At 64.5% G+C, this 21,749-nt stretch carries 21 protein-coding genes; 7 read left to right on the top strand and 14 right to left on the bottom strand.

Annotation, left to right across the window (positions count from 1 at the left end):
• Positions 1 to 10 precede the first annotated feature (10 nt).
• Together ASR47_RS20555 and ASR47_RS27175 are read left to right on the top strand one after the other, a co-directional pair.
• Entirely contained in the window at positions 11 to 388 is a 378-nt protein-coding gene (locus tag ASR47_RS20555) for a hypothetical protein (RefSeq protein ID WP_150127899.1), read from the top strand.
• A 30-nt stretch (positions 389 to 418) separates the two neighbouring features.
• Positions 419 to 808: a hypothetical protein gene (locus tag ASR47_RS27175; RefSeq protein ID WP_150127898.1), complete on the top strand. Its 390-nt coding sequence runs from the start codon at positions 419 to 421 to the stop codon at positions 806 to 808.
• Positions 809 to 840: 32 nt separating this feature from the next.
• On the opposite strand, the gene ASR47_RS20545 is transcribed toward ASR47_RS27175, so the two are convergent.
• Together ASR47_RS20545 and ASR47_RS20540 are read right to left on the bottom strand one after the other, a co-directional pair.
• Positions 841 to 2,889, bottom strand: coding sequence for a M13 family metallopeptidase (locus tag ASR47_RS20545; RefSeq protein ID WP_065309672.1), 2,049 nt, complete (start codon positions 2,887 to 2,889; stop codon positions 841 to 843).
• Between the two features lie 263 nt (positions 2,890 to 3,152).
• Positions 3,153 to 3,350, bottom strand: a complete 198-nt coding sequence (locus tag ASR47_RS20540) for a hypothetical protein (protein ID WP_065309671.1) — start codon at positions 3,348 to 3,350, stop codon at positions 3,153 to 3,155.
• A gap of 266 nt (positions 3,351 to 3,616) precedes the next feature.
• Between ASR47_RS20540 and ASR47_RS20535 the strand changes: the two genes are divergently transcribed.
• The 3 genes from ASR47_RS20535 to ASR47_RS20525 are packed head-to-tail and all read left to right on the top strand — an operon-like array spanning position 3,617 to position 6,525.
• Entirely contained in the window at positions 3,617 to 4,525 is a 909-nt protein-coding gene (locus tag ASR47_RS20535; RefSeq protein ID WP_065309670.1) for an alpha/beta fold hydrolase, read from the top strand.
• A 51-nt stretch (positions 4,526 to 4,576) separates the two neighbouring features.
• Entirely contained in the window at positions 4,577 to 4,993 is a 417-nt protein-coding gene (locus ASR47_RS20530) for a BlaI/MecI/CopY family transcriptional regulator (RefSeq protein WP_065309669.1), read from the top strand.
• Positions 4,993 to 6,525 carry a M56 family metallopeptidase gene (locus ASR47_RS20525; RefSeq protein ID WP_065309668.1) on the top strand — a complete coding sequence of 511 codons (1,533 nt, stop codon included), beginning with the start codon at positions 4,993 to 4,995 and terminating at the stop codon, positions 6,523 to 6,525. Before ASR47_RS20530 ends, ASR47_RS20525 begins: the two co-directional genes overlap by 1 nt.
• Positions 6,526 to 6,541: 16 nt before the next feature.
• Here the strand turns inward: ASR47_RS20525 and ASR47_RS20520 are convergent, their stop codons facing one another.
• On the bottom strand, positions 6,542 to 6,730 hold the full coding sequence (locus tag ASR47_RS20520; protein ID WP_065309667.1) for a hypothetical protein: 189 nt from the start codon (positions 6,728 to 6,730) through the stop codon (positions 6,542 to 6,544).
• 276 nt (positions 6,731 to 7,006) lie between these two features.
• Between ASR47_RS20520 and argH the strand changes: the two genes are divergently transcribed.
• Both argH and ASR47_RS20510 read left to right on the top strand, forming a co-directional pair.
• Entirely contained in the window at positions 7,007 to 8,404 is a 1,398-nt protein-coding gene (gene argH, locus ASR47_RS20515) for an argininosuccinate lyase (protein ID WP_065309666.1), read from the top strand.
• A gap of 75 nt (positions 8,405 to 8,479) precedes the next feature.
• Complete coding sequence (locus ASR47_RS20510; RefSeq protein ID WP_245714430.1) at positions 8,480 to 9,730, top strand: M24 family metallopeptidase; 1,251 nt, start codon at positions 8,480 to 8,482, stop codon at positions 9,728 to 9,730.
• Positions 9,731 to 9,733: 3 nt separating this feature from the next.
• Here ASR47_RS20510 and paaZ read toward each other — a convergent pair whose 3' ends face one another.
• The 11 genes from paaZ to paaH form a co-directional block, all read right to left on the bottom strand.
• Positions 9,734 to 11,785, bottom strand: a complete 2,052-nt coding sequence (gene paaZ, locus ASR47_RS20505; RefSeq protein ID WP_065309664.1) for a phenylacetic acid degradation bifunctional protein PaaZ — start codon at positions 11,783 to 11,785, stop codon at positions 9,734 to 9,736.
• 20 nt (positions 11,786 to 11,805) lie between these two features.
• Positions 11,806 to 12,420: a phenylacetic acid degradation protein PaaY gene (gene paaY, locus ASR47_RS20500; RefSeq protein WP_065309663.1), complete on the bottom strand. Its 615-nt coding sequence runs from the start codon at positions 12,418 to 12,420 to the stop codon at positions 11,806 to 11,808.
• A gap of 23 nt (positions 12,421 to 12,443) precedes the next feature.
• A complete protein-coding gene (locus ASR47_RS20495) occupies positions 12,444 to 13,175 on the bottom strand; it encodes an ABC transporter ATP-binding protein (protein ID WP_065309662.1) in 732 nt (243 codons plus the stop codon).
• Positions 13,175 to 13,930 carry an ABC transporter ATP-binding protein gene (locus tag ASR47_RS20490; protein ID WP_065309661.1) on the bottom strand — a complete coding sequence of 252 codons (756 nt, stop codon included), beginning with the start codon at positions 13,928 to 13,930 and terminating at the stop codon, positions 13,175 to 13,177. Before ASR47_RS20490 ends, ASR47_RS20495 begins: the two co-directional genes overlap by 1 nt.
• A gap of 1 nt (position 13,931) precedes the next feature.
• On the bottom strand, positions 13,932 to 14,924 hold the full coding sequence (locus tag ASR47_RS20485; protein ID WP_065309660.1) for a branched-chain amino acid ABC transporter permease: 993 nt from the start codon (positions 14,922 to 14,924) through the stop codon (positions 13,932 to 13,934).
• Positions 14,921 to 15,799: a branched-chain amino acid ABC transporter permease gene (locus ASR47_RS20480; protein ID WP_065309659.1), complete on the bottom strand. Its 879-nt coding sequence runs from the start codon at positions 15,797 to 15,799 to the stop codon at positions 14,921 to 14,923. Before ASR47_RS20480 ends, ASR47_RS20485 begins: the two co-directional genes overlap by 4 nt.
• 84 nt (positions 15,800 to 15,883) lie before the next feature.
• Positions 15,884 to 17,035, bottom strand: coding sequence for an ABC transporter substrate-binding protein (locus ASR47_RS20475; RefSeq protein ID WP_065309658.1), 1,152 nt, complete (start codon positions 17,033 to 17,035; stop codon positions 15,884 to 15,886).
• 91 nt (positions 17,036 to 17,126) lie between these two features.
• Positions 17,127 to 18,332: a 3-oxoadipyl-CoA thiolase gene (gene pcaF / locus ASR47_RS20470; RefSeq protein WP_065309657.1), complete on the bottom strand. Its 1,206-nt coding sequence runs from the start codon at positions 18,330 to 18,332 to the stop codon at positions 17,127 to 17,129.
• 34 nt (positions 18,333 to 18,366) lie between these two features.
• Positions 18,367 to 19,695, bottom strand: coding sequence for a phenylacetate--CoA ligase PaaK (gene paaK / locus ASR47_RS20465; RefSeq protein WP_065309656.1), 1,329 nt, complete (start codon positions 19,693 to 19,695; stop codon positions 18,367 to 18,369).
• A 43-nt stretch (positions 19,696 to 19,738) separates the two neighbouring features.
• Entirely contained in the window at positions 19,739 to 20,191 is a 453-nt protein-coding gene (paaI, locus tag ASR47_RS20460; protein ID WP_065309655.1) for a hydroxyphenylacetyl-CoA thioesterase PaaI, read from the bottom strand.
• A complete protein-coding gene (gene paaH, locus ASR47_RS20455; RefSeq protein ID WP_065309654.1) occupies positions 20,181 to 21,749 on the bottom strand; it encodes a 3-hydroxyacyl-CoA dehydrogenase PaaH in 1,569 nt (522 codons plus the stop codon). Before paaH ends, paaI begins: the two co-directional genes overlap by 11 nt.

Genomic DNA, 21,749 nt, shown 5'->3' with positions numbered 1-21,749 from the left:
GATGCAATACATGGACAAGCTCACCGTAGTACTGGTCGAGCCGCCAGGCGACGAAGCCGCGTCGGTGACGCTGCGCAGCGCAACAGGCGAGGTCGTCGCGTTCTGCTGGCCTTGCGATCTGCACGCTGGCGACCGCATCGACAACCGCTTGTCGACACTGGAAGCGGATGTTCGCGCCAGCTACTGTTCCGACTGGCCCGAGGATGAAAGAGAGGCCTTGTCGACAGAGTGGATCGAGCGTACCGGCCCCCATGCATATCGGGGACGGGGGCGTGTCGTCGATCAGGCGCAAGGGCTGGTCGAAGTCAACGGGTTCATTATCGAAATGAACGTGCCCGGCGGCGCGTACGTCGATTTCAGCATCACCCGGCTTGATGTGGGAAGATAGCTCCCTGGATTAACACTGCCTGCCATGCCCATGTCCGATATCACACCCCACAACCCCGCCCTGCTGACCGACGGCGACGTCGAATATAGCCACTTCCACTGCTGCGGCGACGAAGACCTGGTCTTCCTGCGCTGCCCTGCCTGCGGCCATATTTCGGTGCAGTGCTACGAGTGCGAGACGTGGTATGTCGACCTGGCGGACACCAGCCAAAGAAAGCGCAGCTATTTGTTGAGTGAAGATGAGCGGTTGGAGTGTACGCAGTGCCGGCAACCGTTCGAGGATGCCTGCCATCTGATGGATGAGGTAGTGGATAAATATTTGCCGACAGCCGAACAGGTGATCGCTGCCGGCCATGGCCGGCATCTGGCGCGCCATCTGCGGGAGCGGCACTGCCTGGTCCCGCCGGCCCCTGACGCGTAGCATCACGGCCCGGCGGGGCCATCGTTACAGCCTTACCACATGATCACGCGCTGCTCGGGCGGCAAATACATGGCGTCGCCCGGCTTGATGCCGAAGGCCTCATAAAAGCCAGGCTGGTTCATCACGGTGCCCTTGGCGCGGAATTCGCCAGGCGAATGCGGGTCGCTCTTGATCTGCGCGATCGCCGCTTCGGGGCGCAGCTTGGCGCGCCATTTCTGCGCGAAGCCGATGTACAGGCGCTGTTCGCCCGTCAAACCATCGATCACCGGTGAAGGCTTGCCGCCAAGCGAGCGGCGATAGGCGTTGTAGGTCAGCGACAGGCCGGAGTTGTCGCCGATATTTTCACCCAGGGTCAGCTCGCCGTTGATGTAGTAGCCGGGCACCGGGCTGTAGGCGCCGTACTGCTTGACGAGACCGGCGGCGCGCGCCTTGAAGGCGGTGCGGTCTTCGGCCGTCCACCAGTTGCGCAGGCGGCCGTGGGCGTCGTACTGGCTGCCCGAGTCGTCGAAGGCGTGGCTGATTTCATGGCCGAAAGTGATGCCCAGCAGGCCGTAGTTGACGGCGTCTTCGGCCTTCACGTTGAAGAACGGCGGCTGCAGGATGGCGGCGGGAATGGTGATGGCGTTCAGGGCCGGGCTGTAGCTGGCGTTGACGGTTTGCGGCGTCATCGACCACTCGTCGCGGTCGACCGGTTTGCCCAGTTTGTCGAGATTGTTCTGGCGGCCCCACGCGCGTGCGGCGCGCACGTTGGCGATCAGGTCGTTCGGCCGGGTTGTCATGCTGCCGTAGTCGCGCCATTTGTCAGGGTAGGCGATCTTGGGCTTGAGGCCGGCCAGCTTGAGCTGGGCTTCCTTTTTGGTCTCGGGGCTCATCCAGTCCAGGTGCTCGATACCGTCCTTGAACGAGGCGACAAAATTGTCGAACATGGCCATCACGCGCGGGCGGGTCTCTGGCGGCAAATACATTGCCACATAGCGCTTGCCGACGGCGTCGCTGATGGCGTTATCGGTAAAGCGCAGCGCCAGCTGCCACTGCGGTTCGCTTTGCGGCACGCCGCGCAGCACCGTGCCTTCGAAGGCAAAGCGCTCCCTGACGGTGGCGCTGTCCAGGTAGGACGCATAGCTTTCGACGATGCGCCAGTTCAGGTAGCTCTTCCAGGACTCCAGCGGCATCTCGGCCACGGCGGCGGAAAAACCACCGAGGAAGCTGGGCTGGCGCACCACGGCCATCGACGCTTTCGGCGCCAGGCCGGCGGCGGCAAAGTAGCTCTTCCAGTCAAAGGCCGGCGCCAGCTCGCCGAATTTGTCGAAATCGACACGGTTGTACGATTTGACCGGATCGCGCATCTGCACGCGCGTCCACTGGGCCGCAGCCAGGCGCGTTTCGATATCGAGCGCCTGGGCGGCATGGGCGGCGGCGTCCTTGTCGCCGCTCATGGCCAGCATGGTCGCGACATGCTGCTGGTATTTGGCGCGCACGGCGGCCAGCCTGGCGTCGTCGTCCTTCAGGTAGTAGTCGCGGTCGGGCAGGCCCAGGCCGGACTGGCTGATATTGACGGTGTAATTTTCGGGGTCTTGCGCATCGGGGGCGACGCCGGCCGAAAACGGCGTGGCGATGCCGCTGCGCTGCAAAAAGGCGAACAGCGCCGGCAGATCTTTCTTGTCCTTGACGGCCGCCACGCGCGCCAGTTCCACGCGCAGCGGCTTGAAGCCGGCCGCGTCGCGCGCCTTGTCGTTCATGAAGCTGGTGTACAGGTCGGCGATCTTGTGCGTTTCGCTGCCGGCCTTGCCGGGGTTCTTGACGGTGGCGTCGATCAGGGCGCGCAACTGGCGCTGGGCGATTTCGCGCAATTCGATATACGTGCCCCAGACCGATTTGTCGGCCGGGATCTCGGTATTGCGGGTCCAGATGCCATTGACGTAGGCATAAAAATCGTCCTGCGGACGCACTGCCGTGTCCAGCGTTGTCATGTCGATGCCCGAGACGGGAGTGGCGGCATTGGGGGCTTGCTGGGCATGCAGCAGGGGAGTGGCGAGAGCGAACAGGGCGCAGCAGGCGGCGCTGATAAGCGAACGATGCACGAAGATTCCTTTGGTGGTGAGTGAGACTTCCTGTTGAACAGCATGCTGGGGTACAGACATGCAAGCGCAGGATTATACGCACAGACCGGTGCTGCATTACAGCAGGATCAAAGGCTGGACCAGGGCTTGTTTGCGCGGGCGGCGATGACTGGCATGGCTGTCAGCAGGGCTGGAAAGAACCGGGGGCGCCGCCCGTCCTGACTGCCTGTGATGGGGTATTGCGACGTGCTGCGGGTGCTGGGTACTGCATGGGGCAGCGCGGCTTACAGCGCGGCTTTTTCCTCGGCGCTCAAGCGCCTGGCGCTGACATGCACGGTATGCATGACGGCGGTGTCGCTGCTGGCAACGATGGTCGCCGGCGCGGCGCGGAAAGCCGGCACCGAGGCGGTGGCGATGCTGGTGGCGGCGGCGATGGCGATGATGGCGACGAAGATGGCTTCCATGTTTTTGGCGATGTTCATGATGGTGTCCTTTGCGTGAGTGGTTCGGTGGCTTGTGTGCTGCGATGATTGAACTTTAGTCCGATCACCCCGCAAGCACCACCGGATTGCGACCAACTGCGCAAAAGGCGGGACAGAATACAAAAAGTGGCGATGAAACGCGGTAGCCGCTCAGGGGTTTGCGGGGCCGTATTGTGACTGTTCGCATCAAACTTTTATTCCTTGCCATGCCTGCTACAAATGTGACATGCTACAAATGTAGCCAAATCAACCGACAAGGAAAACACATGCTGTCAATCGCACGCAACTGGACACTGGCCGCCCTGCTGTCCGCCGCCGCCTTCACGCACCCGGCCACGGCTGCTGCCGCCGATTTTGATGGCATGGTCACGGTCGGCCAGCACCAGCTGCAAGTGGCGCAGGCGGGCCAGGGCCCTTATACGGTGGTATTCGAGGCGGGCTTTGCCAGCGACCAGTCGGTGTGGCGCAAGGTCGCGCCGGAAGTGGCAAAAAAAGCGGCGGTGCTGGTCTATTCGCGCGCCGGCTACGGCAAGTCGCCGGCACGCACGGCGCCGCTGACGATGGCGCAAAGCGCGGCCGAACTGGCCGCCGTGCTCGAAGAGCGCAAGGTGCAAGGCCTCTTGATCCTGGTCGGCCATTCGTATGGCGGCTTCCTGATCCGCCATTTCGCCGCCAACCATCCGCAGCAGGTCGCCGGCCTGGTGTTGGTCGACCCGGCCGATGAAGGCCTGGAAGCCGTCCTGAAAGGTGTCGATGCGGCGCGCCTGCGGCAGGACCAGCAGATGCTCGCGTCGAGCATCCCGCCCAAATGGCAGGGCGAGCTGCAAACCATCCAGGCCATCCTCGACGCCGGAAAATTGCCGGCCATGCCGGCGCTGCCCGACGTGCCGGCGGTGCTGATCACCTCCGTGCAGGCGCGCGCTGGCTCCGACTTTTTCCAGGAAACCCCGGAGGTCATCAAGATCAAGCGCCAGCGCCACGCGGCCTTCATCAGCCAGTTCTCCAACGGTGCGCACGTCTTCACGTCCGGCAGCGGCCATGGCATCCAGATGCAGGAGCCGGCGCTGGTGATCGCGGCGATCGACCAGGTGACGACACTGGCCACGCAGAACGCGGCGCGCCTGGCCAGGGCGAAAACAGCCGGCCTTGGCCAACCTGGTGCAGGCGTACAATAGACAGCCTTGCGCACCGCATCTTTGAACAGCAGAACAAGCGTTGAAACAACCATGAAAAAAGCCCCATCACCGACCGGCATCACCGAGACGCAGGGACTGGAGGACCTGGCGCCGCGCGAGCGCCAGGTGGCAGAGTGCGTGTACCAGCTGCAGGAAGCGACCGCGGCGCAGGTGCAGCAAGCACTGGGCCCGGACCTGAGCAATTCGGCGGTGCGCGCGATGCTGGGGAGGCTGGAGGCGAAAGGCCTGCTGCAGCACCGGGTCGATGGCCAGCGCTATCTGTACAGCGCCGTGGCGCCGCAGGCGCAGGTGCGCGAATCGGCCCTGAAAAAACTGGTCGGCACCTTCTTCAACAACTCCAAGGCCAGCGCCGCGACGGCCCTGCTGGGCATGTCGGGCAAACTGAGTTCGGAAGAACTCGACGACCTTGAAGCGATGATTGCAAAGGCGCGCAAGGAAGGCAGGTAATGGCGGGTACCGATCTGGCCCAGCTTCTGCTCAAGCATGGCGTGACGGTCCTGTTGCTGCTGTGCCTGTTGCGATTGCTGCTGCGGGCATCGGCCGCGCGGCGCGTGTTTGCCGCCCGCTGCGGCCTGGTGGCGCTGCTGCTGATGCCCTTGTTCTGGCTGTCGCTGCCACCGCTGCCGCTACCCATGCCGCTGGCCGTGTCGGCCCTGTTTGACCCGCCGCTGGTGATACCGGCCAGCGTGACGCAGGCCGACGTTCCCGCCCTGGCGGACGCCATTTCCCTGCCCTCGCGCGCCGCTCGGCTCGGGCGCTGGCTGCTGGCGCTCTACGCGGTGGGCGTGCTGTGCCACCTGCTGCGCCTTGCGCTGAACCTGCTGCGGCTGCGCCGCGAGACCGCTGCCGCGCAGGCAGCCAGCGCGTCCGCATGGAGCGCCGCGCTGGCAACGCTACGCCAGTCGATGGGACTGCGCCGCCCGGTCACCATGCTGGTATCGGATGCGGCCTCGTCGCCCTACAGCTGGGGCTGGCGCCATCCCGTCATCGTGCTTGACAGGCACAGCATCGGCAGCGCCGATCCGGGCGCCGTGCTGGCCCACGAACTGGCGCATATCCGCGCGCATGACTGGCCGATGCTGATCGTGGCGCGCGTGCTGCTGGCGCTGTACTGGTGGCACCCGCTGATGTATGCGCTGCTGCGCACGCTGGAACACGATACCGAATGCGCCGCCGACGATGCCGTGCTGGCCGCTGGCGCCACGCCGTCGCACTATGCCCATACCCTGCTAACGGTGTCGCGCCAGGCCTTCGGCGGCGCCGTGGCGGGCACGCTGGCCAACCCGATTGCCAGCCGTGGCGCCATGCTGCGCGCGCGCATCGCAGCGCTGCTCGAAGCGCGGCGCTCGCGCGGGCGGGTCACCGCAAGTCAATGGTGGGGTGGCGCGCTGGCCACCTTGCTGCTGCTGTGCGCCATCGGCAGCCTGCAGCTGCGCGGCGAACACGTGCTGTGGCCCGACAGCCTGCTGCCGGTCGCTGGCACGCGGCCCGATTCGATTGGCTGGCTGGAAAGGCTGGATAACCCGAACTTTACCCAGCTGGCCGCCGCCATGCGCGCCGGAGATTTTTCGCTGCGCCATGCGGCGCAGGTGGAATCGTTCCGCCAGCGCGCCGCCATCCCGCCATTGCTGCAGCTGCTGCGCTCAGATATATCCGTGGTACGCCAGCTTGCCGTCTGGGCCCTGGGCGAGATGCGTTTTGCCGAAACGGCACCGGCGGTGGCGGCGCTGCTGGCCGACCCCGATGCGCCGGTACGCGCCGAAGCGGCCGGCGCCCTGGGCGACATGGAACAGACGCGCTGGCTGGCGCCGATGATCGCCATGCTGAACGACCCGCAGGCCATGGTGCGCGCCCGCGTCGCCCATGCGCTGGGCGACTTGCAGGCCAGCGCCGCCATCCCCGTGCTGCGCCAGCGCCTCCATGACGCCGATCACGGGGTGGCCGGCGAGGCGCGCTGGGCGCTGGCGGAAATGCGCTAGCGCGGTGAGGAGATATTTACAGCGCGGCTTTTTCTGCGGCGCTCAGGCGCTTGGCGCTGACATACACCACATGGGTGGTCACGGCCTCGGCGCTGGTATCGGCATGGGCGACCGCTTTCGGCACCGAAGCGGTCGCCATGCTGGCGGCGGCGGCAACGGCGATGATGGCGATGGCGACGGCTTCGATGTGTTTGGCGATGGTCATGATAGCTTCCCTGGGATCGGTGGTTGTGTGCTGCGATGAGTGAACTGTAGACGCAGCGCCCGCCGCTCGCCACCGGATTGCGACCAGACGCGCAAATCGCGGCACAGAATACAAACAGCGCCGACAAAACGCAGAAATGGCGGAAAAACCGCCTGTACGCCGCATTTTGATGCGTGCAAGCCCCATTTCCTGCCCTGCCAGCGCCGTCTGCCACCCTAAAAGCCCTGATGCGGGCCAACCTTGTTTATAATCGCCGTACACTAAAGGACCTCTTTCATGACTGATCAATTCTCCAAAAAGGGCGAAGCCTGGTCGGCCCGGTTTTCCGAACCGGTCTCGGACCTCGTCAAGCGCTATACCGCATCCGTATTTTTCGACAAGCGCCTGGCGCTGTTCGATATCGAAGGTTCGCTGGCCCATGCGGAAATGCTGCATGCGCAAGCCATCATCAGCCCGGCCGATTACGCTGAAATCCAGCGCGGCATGGCGCAGATCTCGCAGGAAATCGCCGCCGGCCAGTTCGAATGGCTGCTGGACCTGGAAGACGTCCATCTGAATATTGAAAAACGCCTGACCGAACTGGTGGGCGACGCCGGCAAGCGATTGCACACGGGCCGTTCGCGCAACGACCAGGTGGCGACCGATATCCGCCTGTATGTGCGTTCCGCCATCGACGACATCACCGCCCTGCTGGCCACCTTGCGCGGCGCCCTGACCGACCTGGCCGAACAGCACGCCGACACCATCATGCCGGGCTTTACCCACATGCAGGTGGCCCAGCCGATCACCTTCGGCCACCATATGCTGGCCTACGTTGAAATGTTCGGCCGCGACGCCGAGCGCATGGCCGACACGCGCAAGCGCGTCAACCGCCTGCCGCTGGGCGCGGCCGCACTGGCCGGCACCACCTTCCCGATCGACCGCCTGCGCGTGGCCAAAACGCTGGGCTTTGACGACGTCTGCCACAACTCGCTCGACGCCGTCTCGGACCGCGATTTCGCCATCGAGTTCTGCGCCGCCTCGGCCGTCTTGATGATGCACGTGTCGCGCATGGCCGAAGAACTGGTGATCTGGATGAGCCCGCGCATCGGCTTTATCGATATCGCCGACCGCTTCTGCACCGGCTCGTCGATCATGCCGCAAAAGAAAAACCCGGACGTGCCGGAACTGGCGCGTGGCAAGACCGGCCGCGTCTACGGCCATCTGATCGGCCTGCTGACCCTGATGAAAGGCCAGCCGCTGGCCTACAACAAGGACAACCAGGAAGACAAGGAACCGCTGTTCGACACGGTCGATACCGTCATCGACACCCTGCGCATCTTCGCCGACATGGCCGGCGGCATCACGGTGAAACCGGAAGCGATGCGCGCGGCTGCCCTGCAAGGCTACGCCACCGCAACCGACCTGGCCGATTACCTGGTCAAGAAAGGCCTGCCGTTCCGCGACGCCCATGAAGCGGTGGCGCTGGCCGTGCGCGCCTGTGTCGACGCCGGCTGCGACCTGGCCGACCTGTCGCTGGAGCAGTTGCGCGCCTTCTCGCCATTGACGGGCGAAGACGTGTTCGAGGTACTGACGCTGGAAGGTTCCGTGGCCGCGCGCGACCACGTGGGAGGCACCGCGCCGCGGCAGGTACGTGAAGCCATCGCGCGCGTACGCACGCAGCTGGGAAGATAAGGACTTCTGCGCCGCCCCTTTCACAGAGGCGGCTGCTATCATGCCTGCCTTCTGAATGATCTTTGGGGAGCAGGCATGGATAGCGTCATGAACGCCGGCGGCATCGGCATCGGCGGCAAATCAATCGAGGAAGCACTGTCCACATTGTCGGACATGACGGCCGGCATGGCCGCCATCGGCAAGGACGAACACGCGCAGCGCATCGCCACGGCGCAGTCCTTCATGCGCCAGCACGGCATCGCCGCGATCTACCTGAACGCGGGCGCCAACCTCACCTATTTCACGGGCACCAAATGGTATGCCAGCGAACGCATGGTGGGCGCCATCCTGCCCGCCACCGGCAGCCTGGAATATATCGCCCCGGCGTTCGAGGAAAGCACCTTGCAGGGCTTCATGCAGATCGAGGGCAAGGTCAACTGCTGGGAAGAGCATGAAAGCCCGTACCAGCTGTTCGTCGACGTGCTGGCGCGCATGGGGGTGGCGCAAAACGCGGATCAACCGCCGCGCGTGGGCATCTGCGAAAGCGCCGCCTTCTTTATCTACGACGGCATCAAGCCGCTGGCCGCCGGCTATGCGCTGGAAAACGCGCGCGCCGTCACCGCCCACTGCCGCAGCCGCAAGTCGCCGGCAGAAATCGCCCTGATGCAGCGCGTGATGGACATGACGCTGGCTGTGCACGTGGCCACCGCCAGCATGCTGCACGAAGGCATCACGACGGTGGAAGTGGAGGAATTCATCAGCCGTGCGCACCGCAAGGTGGGCGCGCCCCGCTCGTACTTTTGCATCGTCCTGTTCGGCGAGGCGACGGCCTATCCGCATGGCGTGAACTATGTGCAGACGTTAAAGGCGGGCGACACGGTGCTGATCGACACGGGCTGCCAGGTGCTGAACTATATCTCCGACATCACGCGCACCTATGTGTTCGGCGCCATCAGCGAGCGCCAGCGCAGCGTGTGGAACAGCGAAAAGAAAGCGCAGGCGGCGGCCTTCGCGGCAGCGCAGTTGGGCGTGCCCTGCGGCGACGTCGACCGCGCCGCGCGCGTGTCTTTGGTGTCAGATGGCTTTGGCCCCGGCTACAAGCTGCCGGGCCTGCCGCACCGCACCGGCCACGGCATCGGCCTCGACATCCACGAGTGGCCTTACCTGGTCGGCAGCGACACTACGCCACTGGACGTCGGCATGTGCTTTTCGAACGAGCCGATGATCTGCATCCCCGGTGAATTCGGCATCCGCCATGAGGATCATTTTTACATGACGCAAGCGGGACCGAAGTGGTTTACCGAACCGGCTCACAGCATCGATAACCCCTTCGGCCTGGCCTTGTAATACTTACTCGCGCTTCGAGACCAGGGTCAGGATGTCATAGCTGGCCACCAGCTCATCGTTCTGGTTGGTGACCTGCACGTCCCACGCCACCACGCCCTGGCCGACGCCAAACACGTCCTTGCGGTTGCGGTCCACCTTGCGCTTGCAGGTCAGGCGGGCGCGGATGGTGTCCCCTATCGCCACCGGCGCCACGAAACGCAGGTTGTCCAGCCCGTAGTTGGCCAGCACCGGGCCGACGCCGGGCGAGACAAACAGGCCGGCGGCGGCCGACAGCACGAAGTAGCCGTGGGCGATGCGTTTGCCGAACTGCGATTCCTTCGCCGCGATTTCGTCGAAGTGCATATAGAAGAAGTCACCCGAGATGCCGCCAAAGGCGACGATGTCCGCTTCGCTCACCGTGCGACGGTGGGTCAGCAGCGAGTCGCCCGTTTTCAGGTCTTCGAAATGCTTGCGGAACGGGTGGATCGGGCTTTCGTTGACGGCGGCGCCACGCACGTATTCACCGGTGACGGCCGCCAGCATGGTGGGCGAGCCCTGCACCGCCGCGCGCTGCAGATAGTGGCGCACGGCGCGCACGCCGCCCAGCTCCTCGCCGCCGCCGGCGCGGCCAGGGCCGCCGTGTTTCAGCTGCGGCAAAGGCGAACCGTGGCCGGTCGAATCGACCGACGCTTCGCGTTCCAGGATATGCACGCGGCCATGGGTGGCGGCCACCAGCGGCACCACGCGCGCGGCCAGTTTCGGGTCGCGCGTGACCAGTGTGCTCACCAAACTACCCTTGCCGCGCGCGGCCAAGGCCAGCGCCTCGTCGATATCGCTGTAGCCCATCATGGTGCTGACCGGGCCGAATGCTTCGACGTCATGCACGGCGTCGTTGCCAAACGCGTTGCGGCACATCAGCAATGTTGGCGAGAAGAAGCTGCCATCAAGAGCGCCTTCGCCCAAAGGATTAAAACCGTCGGCCGCGCCGAACACCACCTCGTTACCCTTGGACAGCGTGGCGACCCTTTCGGCCACGTCATTCTGCTGTTCTTTCGAAGCCAGTGCCCCCATGCGCACGCCCTCGATCGAGGGGTCGCCCACCACCACCTTGGCGAGGCGTTCGCGCAGGCGCGCGCCGACCGCATCCAACAGATGATCGGGCACGATCACGCGGCGGATCGCCGTGCACTTCTGGCCCGACTTGCCCGTCATTTCGCGTACCACTTCCTTGACGAACAGGTCGAACTCCACGTCGTCCGGCGTGACGTCCGGCGCCAGGATGGCGCAGTTGAGCGAATCGGCTTCGCCGTTGAATGGCACCGACTGGGCGATCAGGTTCGGATTGGTGCGCAGCTTGGCGGCGGTGGCCGCCGAGCCGGTAAACGTGACGACATCCTGGCCGTTCAGGCGGTCGAGCAGGTCGCCGGTGGAACCGATCACCAGTTGCAGGCTGCCCTCGGGCAGCAAGCCCGATTCATGCATCATGCGCACCACGGCCTGCGTCAGATAGCTGGTGGCGGTGGCCGGCTTGGCGATGCAGGGCATGGCGGCCAAAAAGCTCGGCGCGAACTTTTCCAGCAGGCCCCAGATCGGGAAGTTGAAGGCATTGATATGCACGGCCAGGCCGCCGCGCGGCACCAGGATGTGGGTGCCGGCGAAACCGCCCTTCTTGCCGAGCGCGATGGCCGGGCCTTCGTGCAGCACGTTCGACGACGGCAGTTCGTTGCTGCCCATGCTGGCGTAGGCAAACAGGGTGCCGGTGCCGCCTTCGATATCGACCCAGCTGTCGGCGCGCGTGGCGCCCGACAAATGCGAGATCACATACAGCTCTTCCTTGCGGTCGACCAGGTACAGCGCCAGCGCTTTCAGGCGCGCGGCGCGCTGCTGGAAGTCCAGCGCCATCAGGCCTGGCACGCCCGTCTTGCGGGCATAGGTAACGGCTTCCTCGAAATCGATCTTCTCGGCGTGGGTGTGATAAATCACGTTGTTGTTCAGGGCGCTGTGCAGCGGCACGGCGGCCGATTCTCCCAGCCAGCGGCCGGCGATCAGGCTTTGTAAAGTTGAAACATGAGCCATGGTTCGTATTCCTATATTGGTTATTGCGCAGCCGCGTTCTTGTGCAGATGCAGCGGCAGCGCCGATTCAAAATTGAGTCGCTGGCGGTTCGCTTCGACTTGCGTCAGCGCCTCGACTTCGCGCATGGTGTGCATGGAGCGCACGGCCAGTTCGTGGTACTGGCCGGTGCCCGAGGTTTTCCATTTGATCTCGTCGTCAGTCAGGCTGCGCATGATCTTGGCCGGGGTGCCCACCACCATGCTGCGCGGCGCGACGATCATGCCGGCTTTCACGAAACTCATGGCGGCGACGATGGACTCTTCGCCGATGACGGCGTTGTCCATCACCACCGCATTCATGCCGACCAGCGCATTGCGGCCGATGCGGCAGCCGTGCAGCACGGCGCCGTGGCCCACATGGCCGTCGACTTCGACCACCGTGTCGCAGCCGGGAAAGCCGTGCATCACGCAGGTGTCCTGCAGATTGGCGCCCTCTTCCAGGATCAGGCGCCCGAAGTCGCCGCGGATCGAGGCCAGCGGCCCGATATAGCAGCGCGGACCGACGATCACGTCGCCGATCAGCACCGCGCTCGGGTGCACATAGGCGGACGGGTGGACGACGGGGGTGATGCCGTTGATTTCGTAGACTTTGACCATACAGACTCCTTACATGCCCAGGGTTACATACCTAAATAAGCGCTTTGTACCTGCTCGTTATGCAGCAGTTCCGGCCCCGGACCGGACAGGGTGATGGCGCCCGTCTCGATCACGTAGCCGACATCGGCGATCGACAGCGCCGCGTGGGCGTTCTGCTCGACCAGGAAAATCGTGATGCCGCGGTCGCGCAGTTCGGCGACGATGCGGAAGATCTCGGCAATCAGGAGCGGCGCCAGGCCCATGCTCGGCTCATCCAATAGCAGCAGTTGCGGGCGGCCCATCAGCGCACGCGCCATGGCCAGCATCTGCTGCTGGCCGCCGGACAGGGTGCCGGCAAGTAAAAGACGCTTTTCCTTCAGGATCGGGAACAGGCCATACATGCGCTCGATCTCGCCGGCCACTTCCTGCTGCGGGCGGGTAAAGGCGCCCAGGCGCAGATTGTCTTCCACCGTCATCGGACCGAATACCTGCCGCCCTTCCGGCACTTGGCAGATACCGGCGCGCACGCGCTTGTCGGCGCTGGCGCGGCTGATGTCCTGGCCGGCAAAGGTGATGCTGCCGGCGCTGATCGGCTGCACGCCCGAAATTGCCCGCAGCAAGGTGGTCTTGCCGGCGCCATTGGCGCCCACCAGCGCCACCAGCTGGCCCTGGCGCACCTGCAGGTCGATGCCGTGCAGCGCCTGGATGCGGCCGTAGTGGCTGGTGAGGCCCTTGATATCGAGCACCAGCGGTGTTTGAGGTGTTTCCATCTTCATCATGCCGCCACTCCCAGGTACGCCGCCACCACGTCGGGATTCGCGCGCACTTCGGCGGCGGTCCCTTCGGCCAGCTTCTTGCCATAGTCGAGCACCAGGATATGGTCCGACAGATTCATCACCAGCTTCATGTCGTGCTCGACCAGCACCACCGTCACGCCCGATTGCGCCACCTTGCGGATCAAGGCTTCGATCTCGCCCGTTTCGGTATGGTTCAGGCCAGCGGCCGGTTCATCGAGCAGCAGCACCTTCGGCTTGGCCGCCAGCGCACGCGCGATCTCCAGGCGTTTTAACGCGCCATACGACATCTGGCCCGCCTCGTCATCGATATGGCGGCCCACGCCAACGAATTCCATCAGCTGCGCCGCCTCGTCGCGACAGGCGGCGTCCGCGCGGCGCACCGATGGCAGACGCAGCATGGAAGCGAACAGGTTCTGGTTCAGGCGCAGATGGGCGCCGACCATTACATTGTCGATCGCCGTCATGTTCATGCACACCTGCAGGTTTTGAAAAGTGCGGCTCATGCCGCGCCGCGCCAGCGCATCGGGCGGCATGGCGGCCACGTTCTCGCCATTGAGCAAAATCTCGCCTTTGGTCGGCGTATAGACCCCGGTGATCAGGTTGAACAGGGTGGTCTTGCCGGCGCCGTTCGGGCCGATCACGGAGTGGATATGGCCTTCCTTGACGGTAAAGCTGACATCCTGCACCGCGTGCACGCCGCCGAAACTCTTGCTCAGGTTGTTAATCGTCAGCATCTCACACCTCCTGCACAGGTTTGGCCGGCGCCTTCGGCGCGGTTGGCGTGCCAGCCCGCTTGCGCGAACGGCTGGCCAGGCTCGGGACCAGGCCCTTGGGCATGAAGATCATGGTGGCCATCAAAATCACGCCAAACACCACCGTTTCCCAGCCTTCAAAACTGGACAGCAGCTGCGGCAATATCGTCAGCAGCGCCGCGCCGATAATGGAGCCGAAGATCGACGCCATGCCGCCCACCACCACCATCGTCACCAGCTCGATCGAGTGGAAGAAGCCGGCCAGGTTGGGGGTGATGAAGCCGATGTAGTGGGCGCTGATGCTGCCGGCGATACTGGCGATCACGGCCGACAGCACGAAGACGCGCACCTTGAAGCGGGTGGTGTCGACACCAACCACGCGCGCCGCCACTTCCGAACCGTGAATGGCCTGCAGCGCGCGGCCGACGGGCGAATCGATCAGGTTCAGCGCCAGCCAGGTCACCAGCAGCAGCAAGACGGCGCACACCAGGTACCATGATTTTTCGCCGGCGATCTCCAGGCCGGCGACACTGAAGGCGGACACGCCAATGCCGTCCGGGCCGCCGGTCCATTGCGTTTCGTTGTTGATGACGATGGAAATGATGATGCCCAGGCCCAGAGTGGCCATGGCCAGGGTATGGCCCTTGAGTTTCAATACCGGACGCGCCAGCAGCAGCGCCAGCAGGCCGGTGGCGACCGCGCCGGCGCCCAAGGCGGCCAGCGGCGGCCAGCCGTAGTGGGTGGTCAGCACGGCCGAGGCATACGCGCCCAGGCCATAGAAGCCCGCGTGGCCGAGACTGATCTGGCCCGTATAGCCCATCAAGAGATTGAGGCCGATGACGACGATGGCGTTCAGCGCAATGCGGATCGCCACGTCATAGTAGAACGCGTTGGTGAGAAAGAGCGGCAAAATGGCCAGGATCAGCGCCAGCACCAGCAGGCCGGCATGGCGCGAGCGGGAGAAGAAGGTCGTCATACACGCTCCGAATTTTTAGCGCCGAACAGGCCTTGCGGCAGGAAGAACAGGATCAGCAGGATCAGCACGAACGGTACCGCGTCCTTGTAGGCCGACGAGATGTAGCCAGCCGTCATCGCTTCGGCGACGCCGAGGATCAGGCCACCGGCGATCGCGCCCGCGCCGCCACCCAAGCCACCCAATACGGCCGCCACAAAGCCCTTCAGGCCCAGCATGATGCCGGCGTCGTAGGACGTGTACGTGATGGGGGCGACCAGGATGCCGCCAGCCGCGCCCAAAAGCGCCGACAGGCCGAACGAGAACAGCAGTACCTTGCGGGTGTTGATGCCGACCAGTTGCGCGGCCAGCTTGTTGTGCGAGGTGGCCAGCATGGCCTTGCCCATCAGGGTGCGCCCGAAGAACCAGCCCAGCACCAGCACGATGATAATGGTGACGCCCAGCACCCACAGGCTTTGCGGCAACAGGCTGGCGCCGAGGAATTGAATCGACGTATCGCCGGAAAAGGCCGGCAGCGAATGCGTGTCCTTGCCCAGCCAGATCTGCACCAGGCCGCGCAGCACCAGGGAAGCGCCGATGGTAATGATCAGCAAAGTGATGACCTGCGCGTTCTGCGCCGGCTCGATCACGGTTTTTTCCATCAGGAGGCCCACCAGGCCGGTGGCGATCACGGCCAGGAAAATGGCCAGCGGCAGCGGCACGCCGGCGGCCGACATCACGGCGGCCAGCATCCCGCCCAGCATGATGAATTCACCTTGCGCGAAGTTGATCACGCCGCTGGTGTTGTAGATGATGGTAAAGCCCAGCGCCGCCAGCGCATAGGCGGAACCGACCGTCATCCCGGAATACAGAAATTGTAGAAATTGTGCGACTTCCATGATGTCTCCAATATGTTCGGCTGCGCGCGGGCCGCCCTCCAGGGCGGCCCGCGCGGATGCTTCTGGCTTACCGTATTGCGAACATTACTTCGACAATTGCCATTCGCCGTTCTTCACTTCGACCATGCGGAAAGCCGACAGGTCCAGGCCCATATGGTCCTTGGCTGACATATTGAACACGCCGGTGGTGCCCACAAAACCCTTGGTCGACTCCAGCGCGGCGCGCACTTTTTCGCGGTCGGTGCCGCCGGCGCGCTTGATGGCGTCGACCGACAGGTTCAAGGCGTCCAGCGCATAGCCGCCAAAGGTCGACGGATCGATCTTGTAGCGGTCCTTGTAGGTCTTGTCGTAGCCGACGACGATGGCCTTTTGCGGATCGGCGTCCGGCAGCATGGCGCCGATCAGCAGCGCCGGCGTGGGCAGGCGCACGCCTTCGGCGGCCTTGCCCGACAACTTCAGGTATTCATCCGAGGCCACGCCGTGCGACTGGTACAGCGGCAGCGCCGTCATGCCCAGCTGGCCATAGTTCTTGGTGACCACGGCAGGGCCCTGGCCCAGGCCGAACACGAACACCGCCTGCACGCCGGCCGTGTTCTTGATGCGGGTCAGCTGGGCCGTGATGTCGGTGTCTTTCGGGCCGTAGGTTTCATCTGATACCAGGGTGATGCCGTACTTGGAGGCGACGATCTGCGATTCCTTGCGCCCCGACGCGCCAAAGCCGCTGGTTTCCGACAGCAGGCCGACCTTGGTGATGCCGCGCTTCTTCATGTCTTCGAATACCTTTTCGGCCGCCATGCGGTCGGTATGCGGCGTTTTGAAGACCCATTTTTTCACCGGATCGATGACCACCACGGCGCCGGCCAGCGAGATGAATGGCAGGCTGGCGCGCTCGACCAGCGGCGCCATCGCCATCGTCGCGCCGGTGGTGGTGCCGCCGATCAGCACATCGACCTTGTCGGACTCGATCAGGCGCTTGGTAAAGCCGTTGGCCTTGGCCGCGTCGCTGCCGTCGTCGTAGTGCACCAGTTCGAGCTTGCGGCCCAATACGCCGCCGGCCGCGTTGATTTTTTCGATATACAGCTGCAGGGTTTTCAGTTCGGGGTCGCCCAAAAAGGCGGCCGGGCCCGTGACGGACAATACGGAACCGATCTTGATATTGTCGGCCGCATAAGCGCCAGCGGCAGACATGGCCAGCACGCCGGCGATCAGGGTTTTCTTGAAGAGGTTGGCAATCATTGTGGTCTCCACCAGGTTGGCACTACGGTCAATGTATGGTTGGCGCTTTTTGACTAGCCTGCGCCTTTTTGTATTGCTCTTTTATACTCGTTCAGATGCGTTCAATCACGACGGCAATCCCCTGCCCCACGCCGATGCACATGGTGCACAGCGCATAGCGCCCACCGGTGCGTTCGAGCTGGTTCAGGGCGGCCATCACCAGGCGCGCACCGGAAGCGCCCAGCGGATGGCCGATGGCGATCGCGCCGCCATTCGGATTCACGTGGGCCGCGTCGTCGGCCAGGCCCAGGTCGCGCGTCACCGCCAGCGCCTGCGCGGCAAATGCTTCGTTCAGTTCGATCACGTCCATCTGTTCGATGGTGAGACCGGTCTGCGCCAGCACCTTGCGCGTGGCCGGCGACGGGCCGAAGCCCATGATGCGCGGCGCCAGGCCGGCCGTGGCCATGCCCAGCACTTTTGCGCGCGGTGTCAATTTGTACTTGTCGACGGCGGCGCCGGAGGCCAGCAAAATGGCGCAGGCGCCATCGTTCAGGCCCGAGGCATTGCCGGCCGTGACGGTGCCGTCAAGCTTGACGACGCCCTTGAGCTTGGCCAGCATCTCCAGCGAAGTATCGGGGCGCGGATGTTCGTCGGTGGTGACCATTTTCGGCTCGCCCTTCTTTTGCGGCACGGCCACCGGCACGATTTCGCGTTCGAACACGCCGGCCGCGTGGGCGGCCGCCCAGCGCTGCTGGCTGCGCAGCGCCAGCGCGTCCTGGTCGGCGCGGCTGATGCCGAATTCCACGGCCACGTTTTCCGCCGTTTCCGGCATGGTGTCGATGCCGTACTGCGCCTTCATCTTGCCGTTGACGAAGCGCCAGCCCAGGGTGGTGTCTTCGATTTTTGCCGCCCGCGAGAAAGCGCTGTCGGCCTTGCCCATCACGAAAGGCGCGCGCGTCATGCTTTCCACACCGCCGGCGATGATCAAGTGCGCTTCACCGGCCTTGATCGAGCGCGCCGCCAGGCCCACGGCGTCCAGGCTGGAGCCGCACAGGCGGTTGATGGTATTGGCCGGCACGTCGACCGGCAGGCCGGCCAGCAGCGCGGCCATGCGGCCCACGTTGCGGTTGTCTTCGCCGGCCTGGTTGGCGCAGCCATAAAAGACGTCGTCAATGGCGGCCCAGTCGACGGAAGGATTGCGCGCGATCAGCGCGGCGATCGGCAGCGCGCCCAGGTCATCGGCGCGCACGGTCGCCAAAGCGCCGCCATAGCGGCCAAACGGGGTACGCACAGCGTCACAGATAAAAGCGTCGTTCATGTTCGGTTCCTTGTTCGTTTTCTTGTTCAAACTATCAGGAGAAAATCTTCGGGCGCTGGTCGACCACGCGCCTGGCCTTGCCGGTCAGTGTGCGTTCGATGCCCGAAGCGGCCACCAGGCGCACGCGGGTGCTCACGCCCACATGGGTCTTGATGCGCTGTTCCAGCTCGCGCGCCAGGCCGTCGGTTTCGCTGGCCGAGATGGTCGCGCTCATGTCGATGCGCAGTTCGGCGATCACTTCCAGTTTGTCCAGGTGGCCGTCGCGCGTCACCACCAATTGATATTGCGGCGCCAGCTTCGGCATCTTCAAAATCAGCTCTTCGATCTGCGTCGGGAACACATTCACACCACGGATGATCAGCATGTCGTCCGAGCGGCCCGTGATCTTGCCGATGCGGCGCATCGAGCGCGAAGTCGGCGGCAGCAAGCGGGTCAGGTCGCGCGTGCGGTAGCGGATGATGGGCAGCGCCTCCTTCGACAGCGAGGTGAATACCAGCTCGCCCTCCTCGCCGTCGGGCAGCACTTCGCCCGTTTCCGGGTCGATGATCTCGGGGTAAAAATGGTCTTCCCAGATCACCGGACCGTCCTTGCTCTCGATGCATTCGGACGCCACGCCAGGGCCCATCACTTCGGACAGGCCGTAGATATCGACCGCGTCGATGCCGGCGCGCGCTTCGATTTCCGAGCGCATGGCGTCGGTCCACGGCTCGGCGCCGAAGATGCCGACCTTCAGCGACGAATCGGCCGGGTCCAGTCCCTGGCGCGTGAATTCCTCGATGATATTGAGCATGTACGACGGTGTGACCATGATGATGGACGGCTTGAAATCCTGGATCAGCTGCACCTGTTTTTCGGTCTGGCCGCCCGACATCGGGATTACCGTGCAGCCCAGGCGCTCGGCGCCGTAATGCGCGCCCAGGCCGCCCGTAAACAGGCCGTAGCCGTAGGAGATATGCACCATGTCGCCCGCGCGGCCACCGCCGGCGCGGATCGAACGGGCCACCACATTGGCCCAGGTATCGATATCGTTCTGCGTGTAGCCGACCACCGTGGCCTTGCCGGTGGTGCCGCTCGAGGCGTGGATGCGCACCACCTGCTCGCGCGGCACGGCAAACAGGCCGAACGGATAATTGTCGCGCAAGACCTTTTTATCGGTGAACGGAAATTTGGAAAGATCGGACAAGGATTTCAGGTCGTCCGGATGCACGCCCGCCGCGTCAAAGGCGGCGCGGTAATGGGGCACGTTGTCATAGGCGTGCCTGAGCGTCCATTGCATGCGTTCGAGCTGCAAGGCTTGCAACTCGTCCTTGCTGGCGCGCTCGATGGGCTCGAGGTCATTCGGGGAAGGCGTACGTTGGACCATGATTGTCTCCTGTTGATTCTATAACTGTTCGGTGTGGGGCAGTTCAAGCCTGCTCTTGGATCACTTCACCGGCCACGCGGATCGACTTGCCGCGAAATAGCGCGATCGCGCGGCCGTCCTGGTTGCTGACCCTGACGTCGTAGACGCCGCTCTTGCCCGCCAGCGCCTGCTCGACGGCGTCGGCCACCAGCACGTCGCCCTCGCGGCCCGGCGCCAGGTAGTCGATGGTGCAGCCTGCCCCCACGGTGTTGAGGTTGTAGCTGTTGCAGGCAAACGCAAACGCGCTGTCGGCCAGGGCGAAGATAAAACCGCCGTGGCAGCTCTGGTGACCGTTGAGCATGTCGGCGCGCACTGTCATGGTCATGCGCGCATGGCCAGGGCCCACTTCATCCAGGGCGATGCCCAGGGCCTGCGTGGCGCTGTCGCGCGACAGCATGGAGGCGGCGGCCGCTTCTGCCAGCGCCTGGGCGCTCATTTGATGGTCTTCATTCGGCATGAAACGATGCTCCATTGGCGAGTTTGCGGCGCAGCAGCGGCGAGACGCGGTAGCGGTCTTCGCCATAGCCTTGCGCCAGGTGGTGCAGCACGGTCACGACATGTTGGACGCCGACCGCATCGGCCCAGGCCAGCGGTCCGCGCGGATAATTGACGCCCTTCTGCATGGCGATATCGACGGCGGCGGCCGTACACACGCCCTGGTTGACGGCGTCGGCCGCTTCGTTGGCCAGCATGGCCACCGTGCGCATCACGGCCAGGCCCGGCACGTCGTCCAGGCGCGTGACGGCAAAGCCGGCCGCCTGGAACAGGCCGACGGCGGCAGCCCAGGCTTCGTCGCCGCACTGGTCGGCGCGCGCCAGCGCCACGCGTTTGGCTGTCGCATAGTCGAGCGCCAGGTCGAACAGCACCGTGTCGGCGTGGCTGTTGTCCTGTGCGCGCTGGGTGGCGCTGCGGCCATCCGTCAGGTAAATGGCGGCGCCGTTGCAATGCAGGGCCGGCGCCGTGTCGCTGGCCTGGCCTTCGAGCGTGACGCGGCTGGTGACACCGATGCCGGACGCTTCCAGGCGCCGCACCAGCGCATGGATGACGCCCGTGTGGCCACGGCCGTCGCCGCCGACGGCGCTGGACAGGGCCACCACTTCGGGGCGCGGCTGGGCGCTTTCCTGCTGCGCCGCAGGCACGCTGGCGCCTTCGCCATACCGGTAAAAACCACGGCCCGACTTGCGGCCCAAAAAGCCCGCATTGACCATTTCCTGCTGCAGCACCGAGGGCGTAAAGCGCGGGTCGTTGAAGTAGGCGCCGAACACCGATTGCGTGACCGAGAAATTGACATCGTGGCCGATCAGGTCCATCAGCTCGAACGGGCCCATGCGAAAGCCGCCCGCCTCGCGCAGCACCGCGTCGATGGTGGCGGCGTCGCCGGCCTGCTCGCTGAGCAGGCGCCAGCCTTCGGCGTAGAACGGACGCGCCACGCGGTTGACGATAAAGCCGGGCGTCGATTTCGCATGCACGGGTTGCTTGCCCCAGGCGATGGAAGTGTCGTAGACAGTAGCGGCGACCTCGTCGCTGGTGGCCAGTCCACTGATCACTTCGACCAGCGCCATCAGCGGCACCGGGTTAAAGAAGTGCATGCCGACCAGGCGTTCCGGGCGGCGCAGCTTGGCGGCAATCGCCGTGACGGAAATCGACGAGGTATTGGTGGCCAGGATGCAGTCGTCACCCACCAGCGCTTCCAGGTCGGCGAACAGGCCGCGCTTGACGTCGAGGTTTTCAACGATGGCTTCGACCACCAGCGACGCGTCGGACACGTCTTGCAGACTGCTGGCGGCCTGCAGGCGCGCGCTGGCTTCCTGCGCTTCTTGCGCCGTCATGCGGCCCTTTTCGGCCAGCTTGACATACATCTTGCCGATGTCCTGTATGGCCTTGCTGACGGCTTCAGCGTGCGTGTCGTACAGTTTGACACGGTAGCCGGCTGCCGCCGCCACCTGCGCGATGCCGGCGCCCATGGCGCCGCTGCCGATCACGGCGACGATGCTGTTGTTGTCCAGAGCTGCCAT

The organism is Janthinobacterium psychrotolerans, assembly GCF_001677885.1.
In the GTDB taxonomy this organism is placed as follows: Bacteria; Pseudomonadota; Gammaproteobacteria; order Burkholderiales; family Burkholderiaceae_D; genus Janthinobacterium; species Janthinobacterium psychrotolerans.
This window is presented reverse-complemented; position numbering and strand designations above follow the sequence as displayed.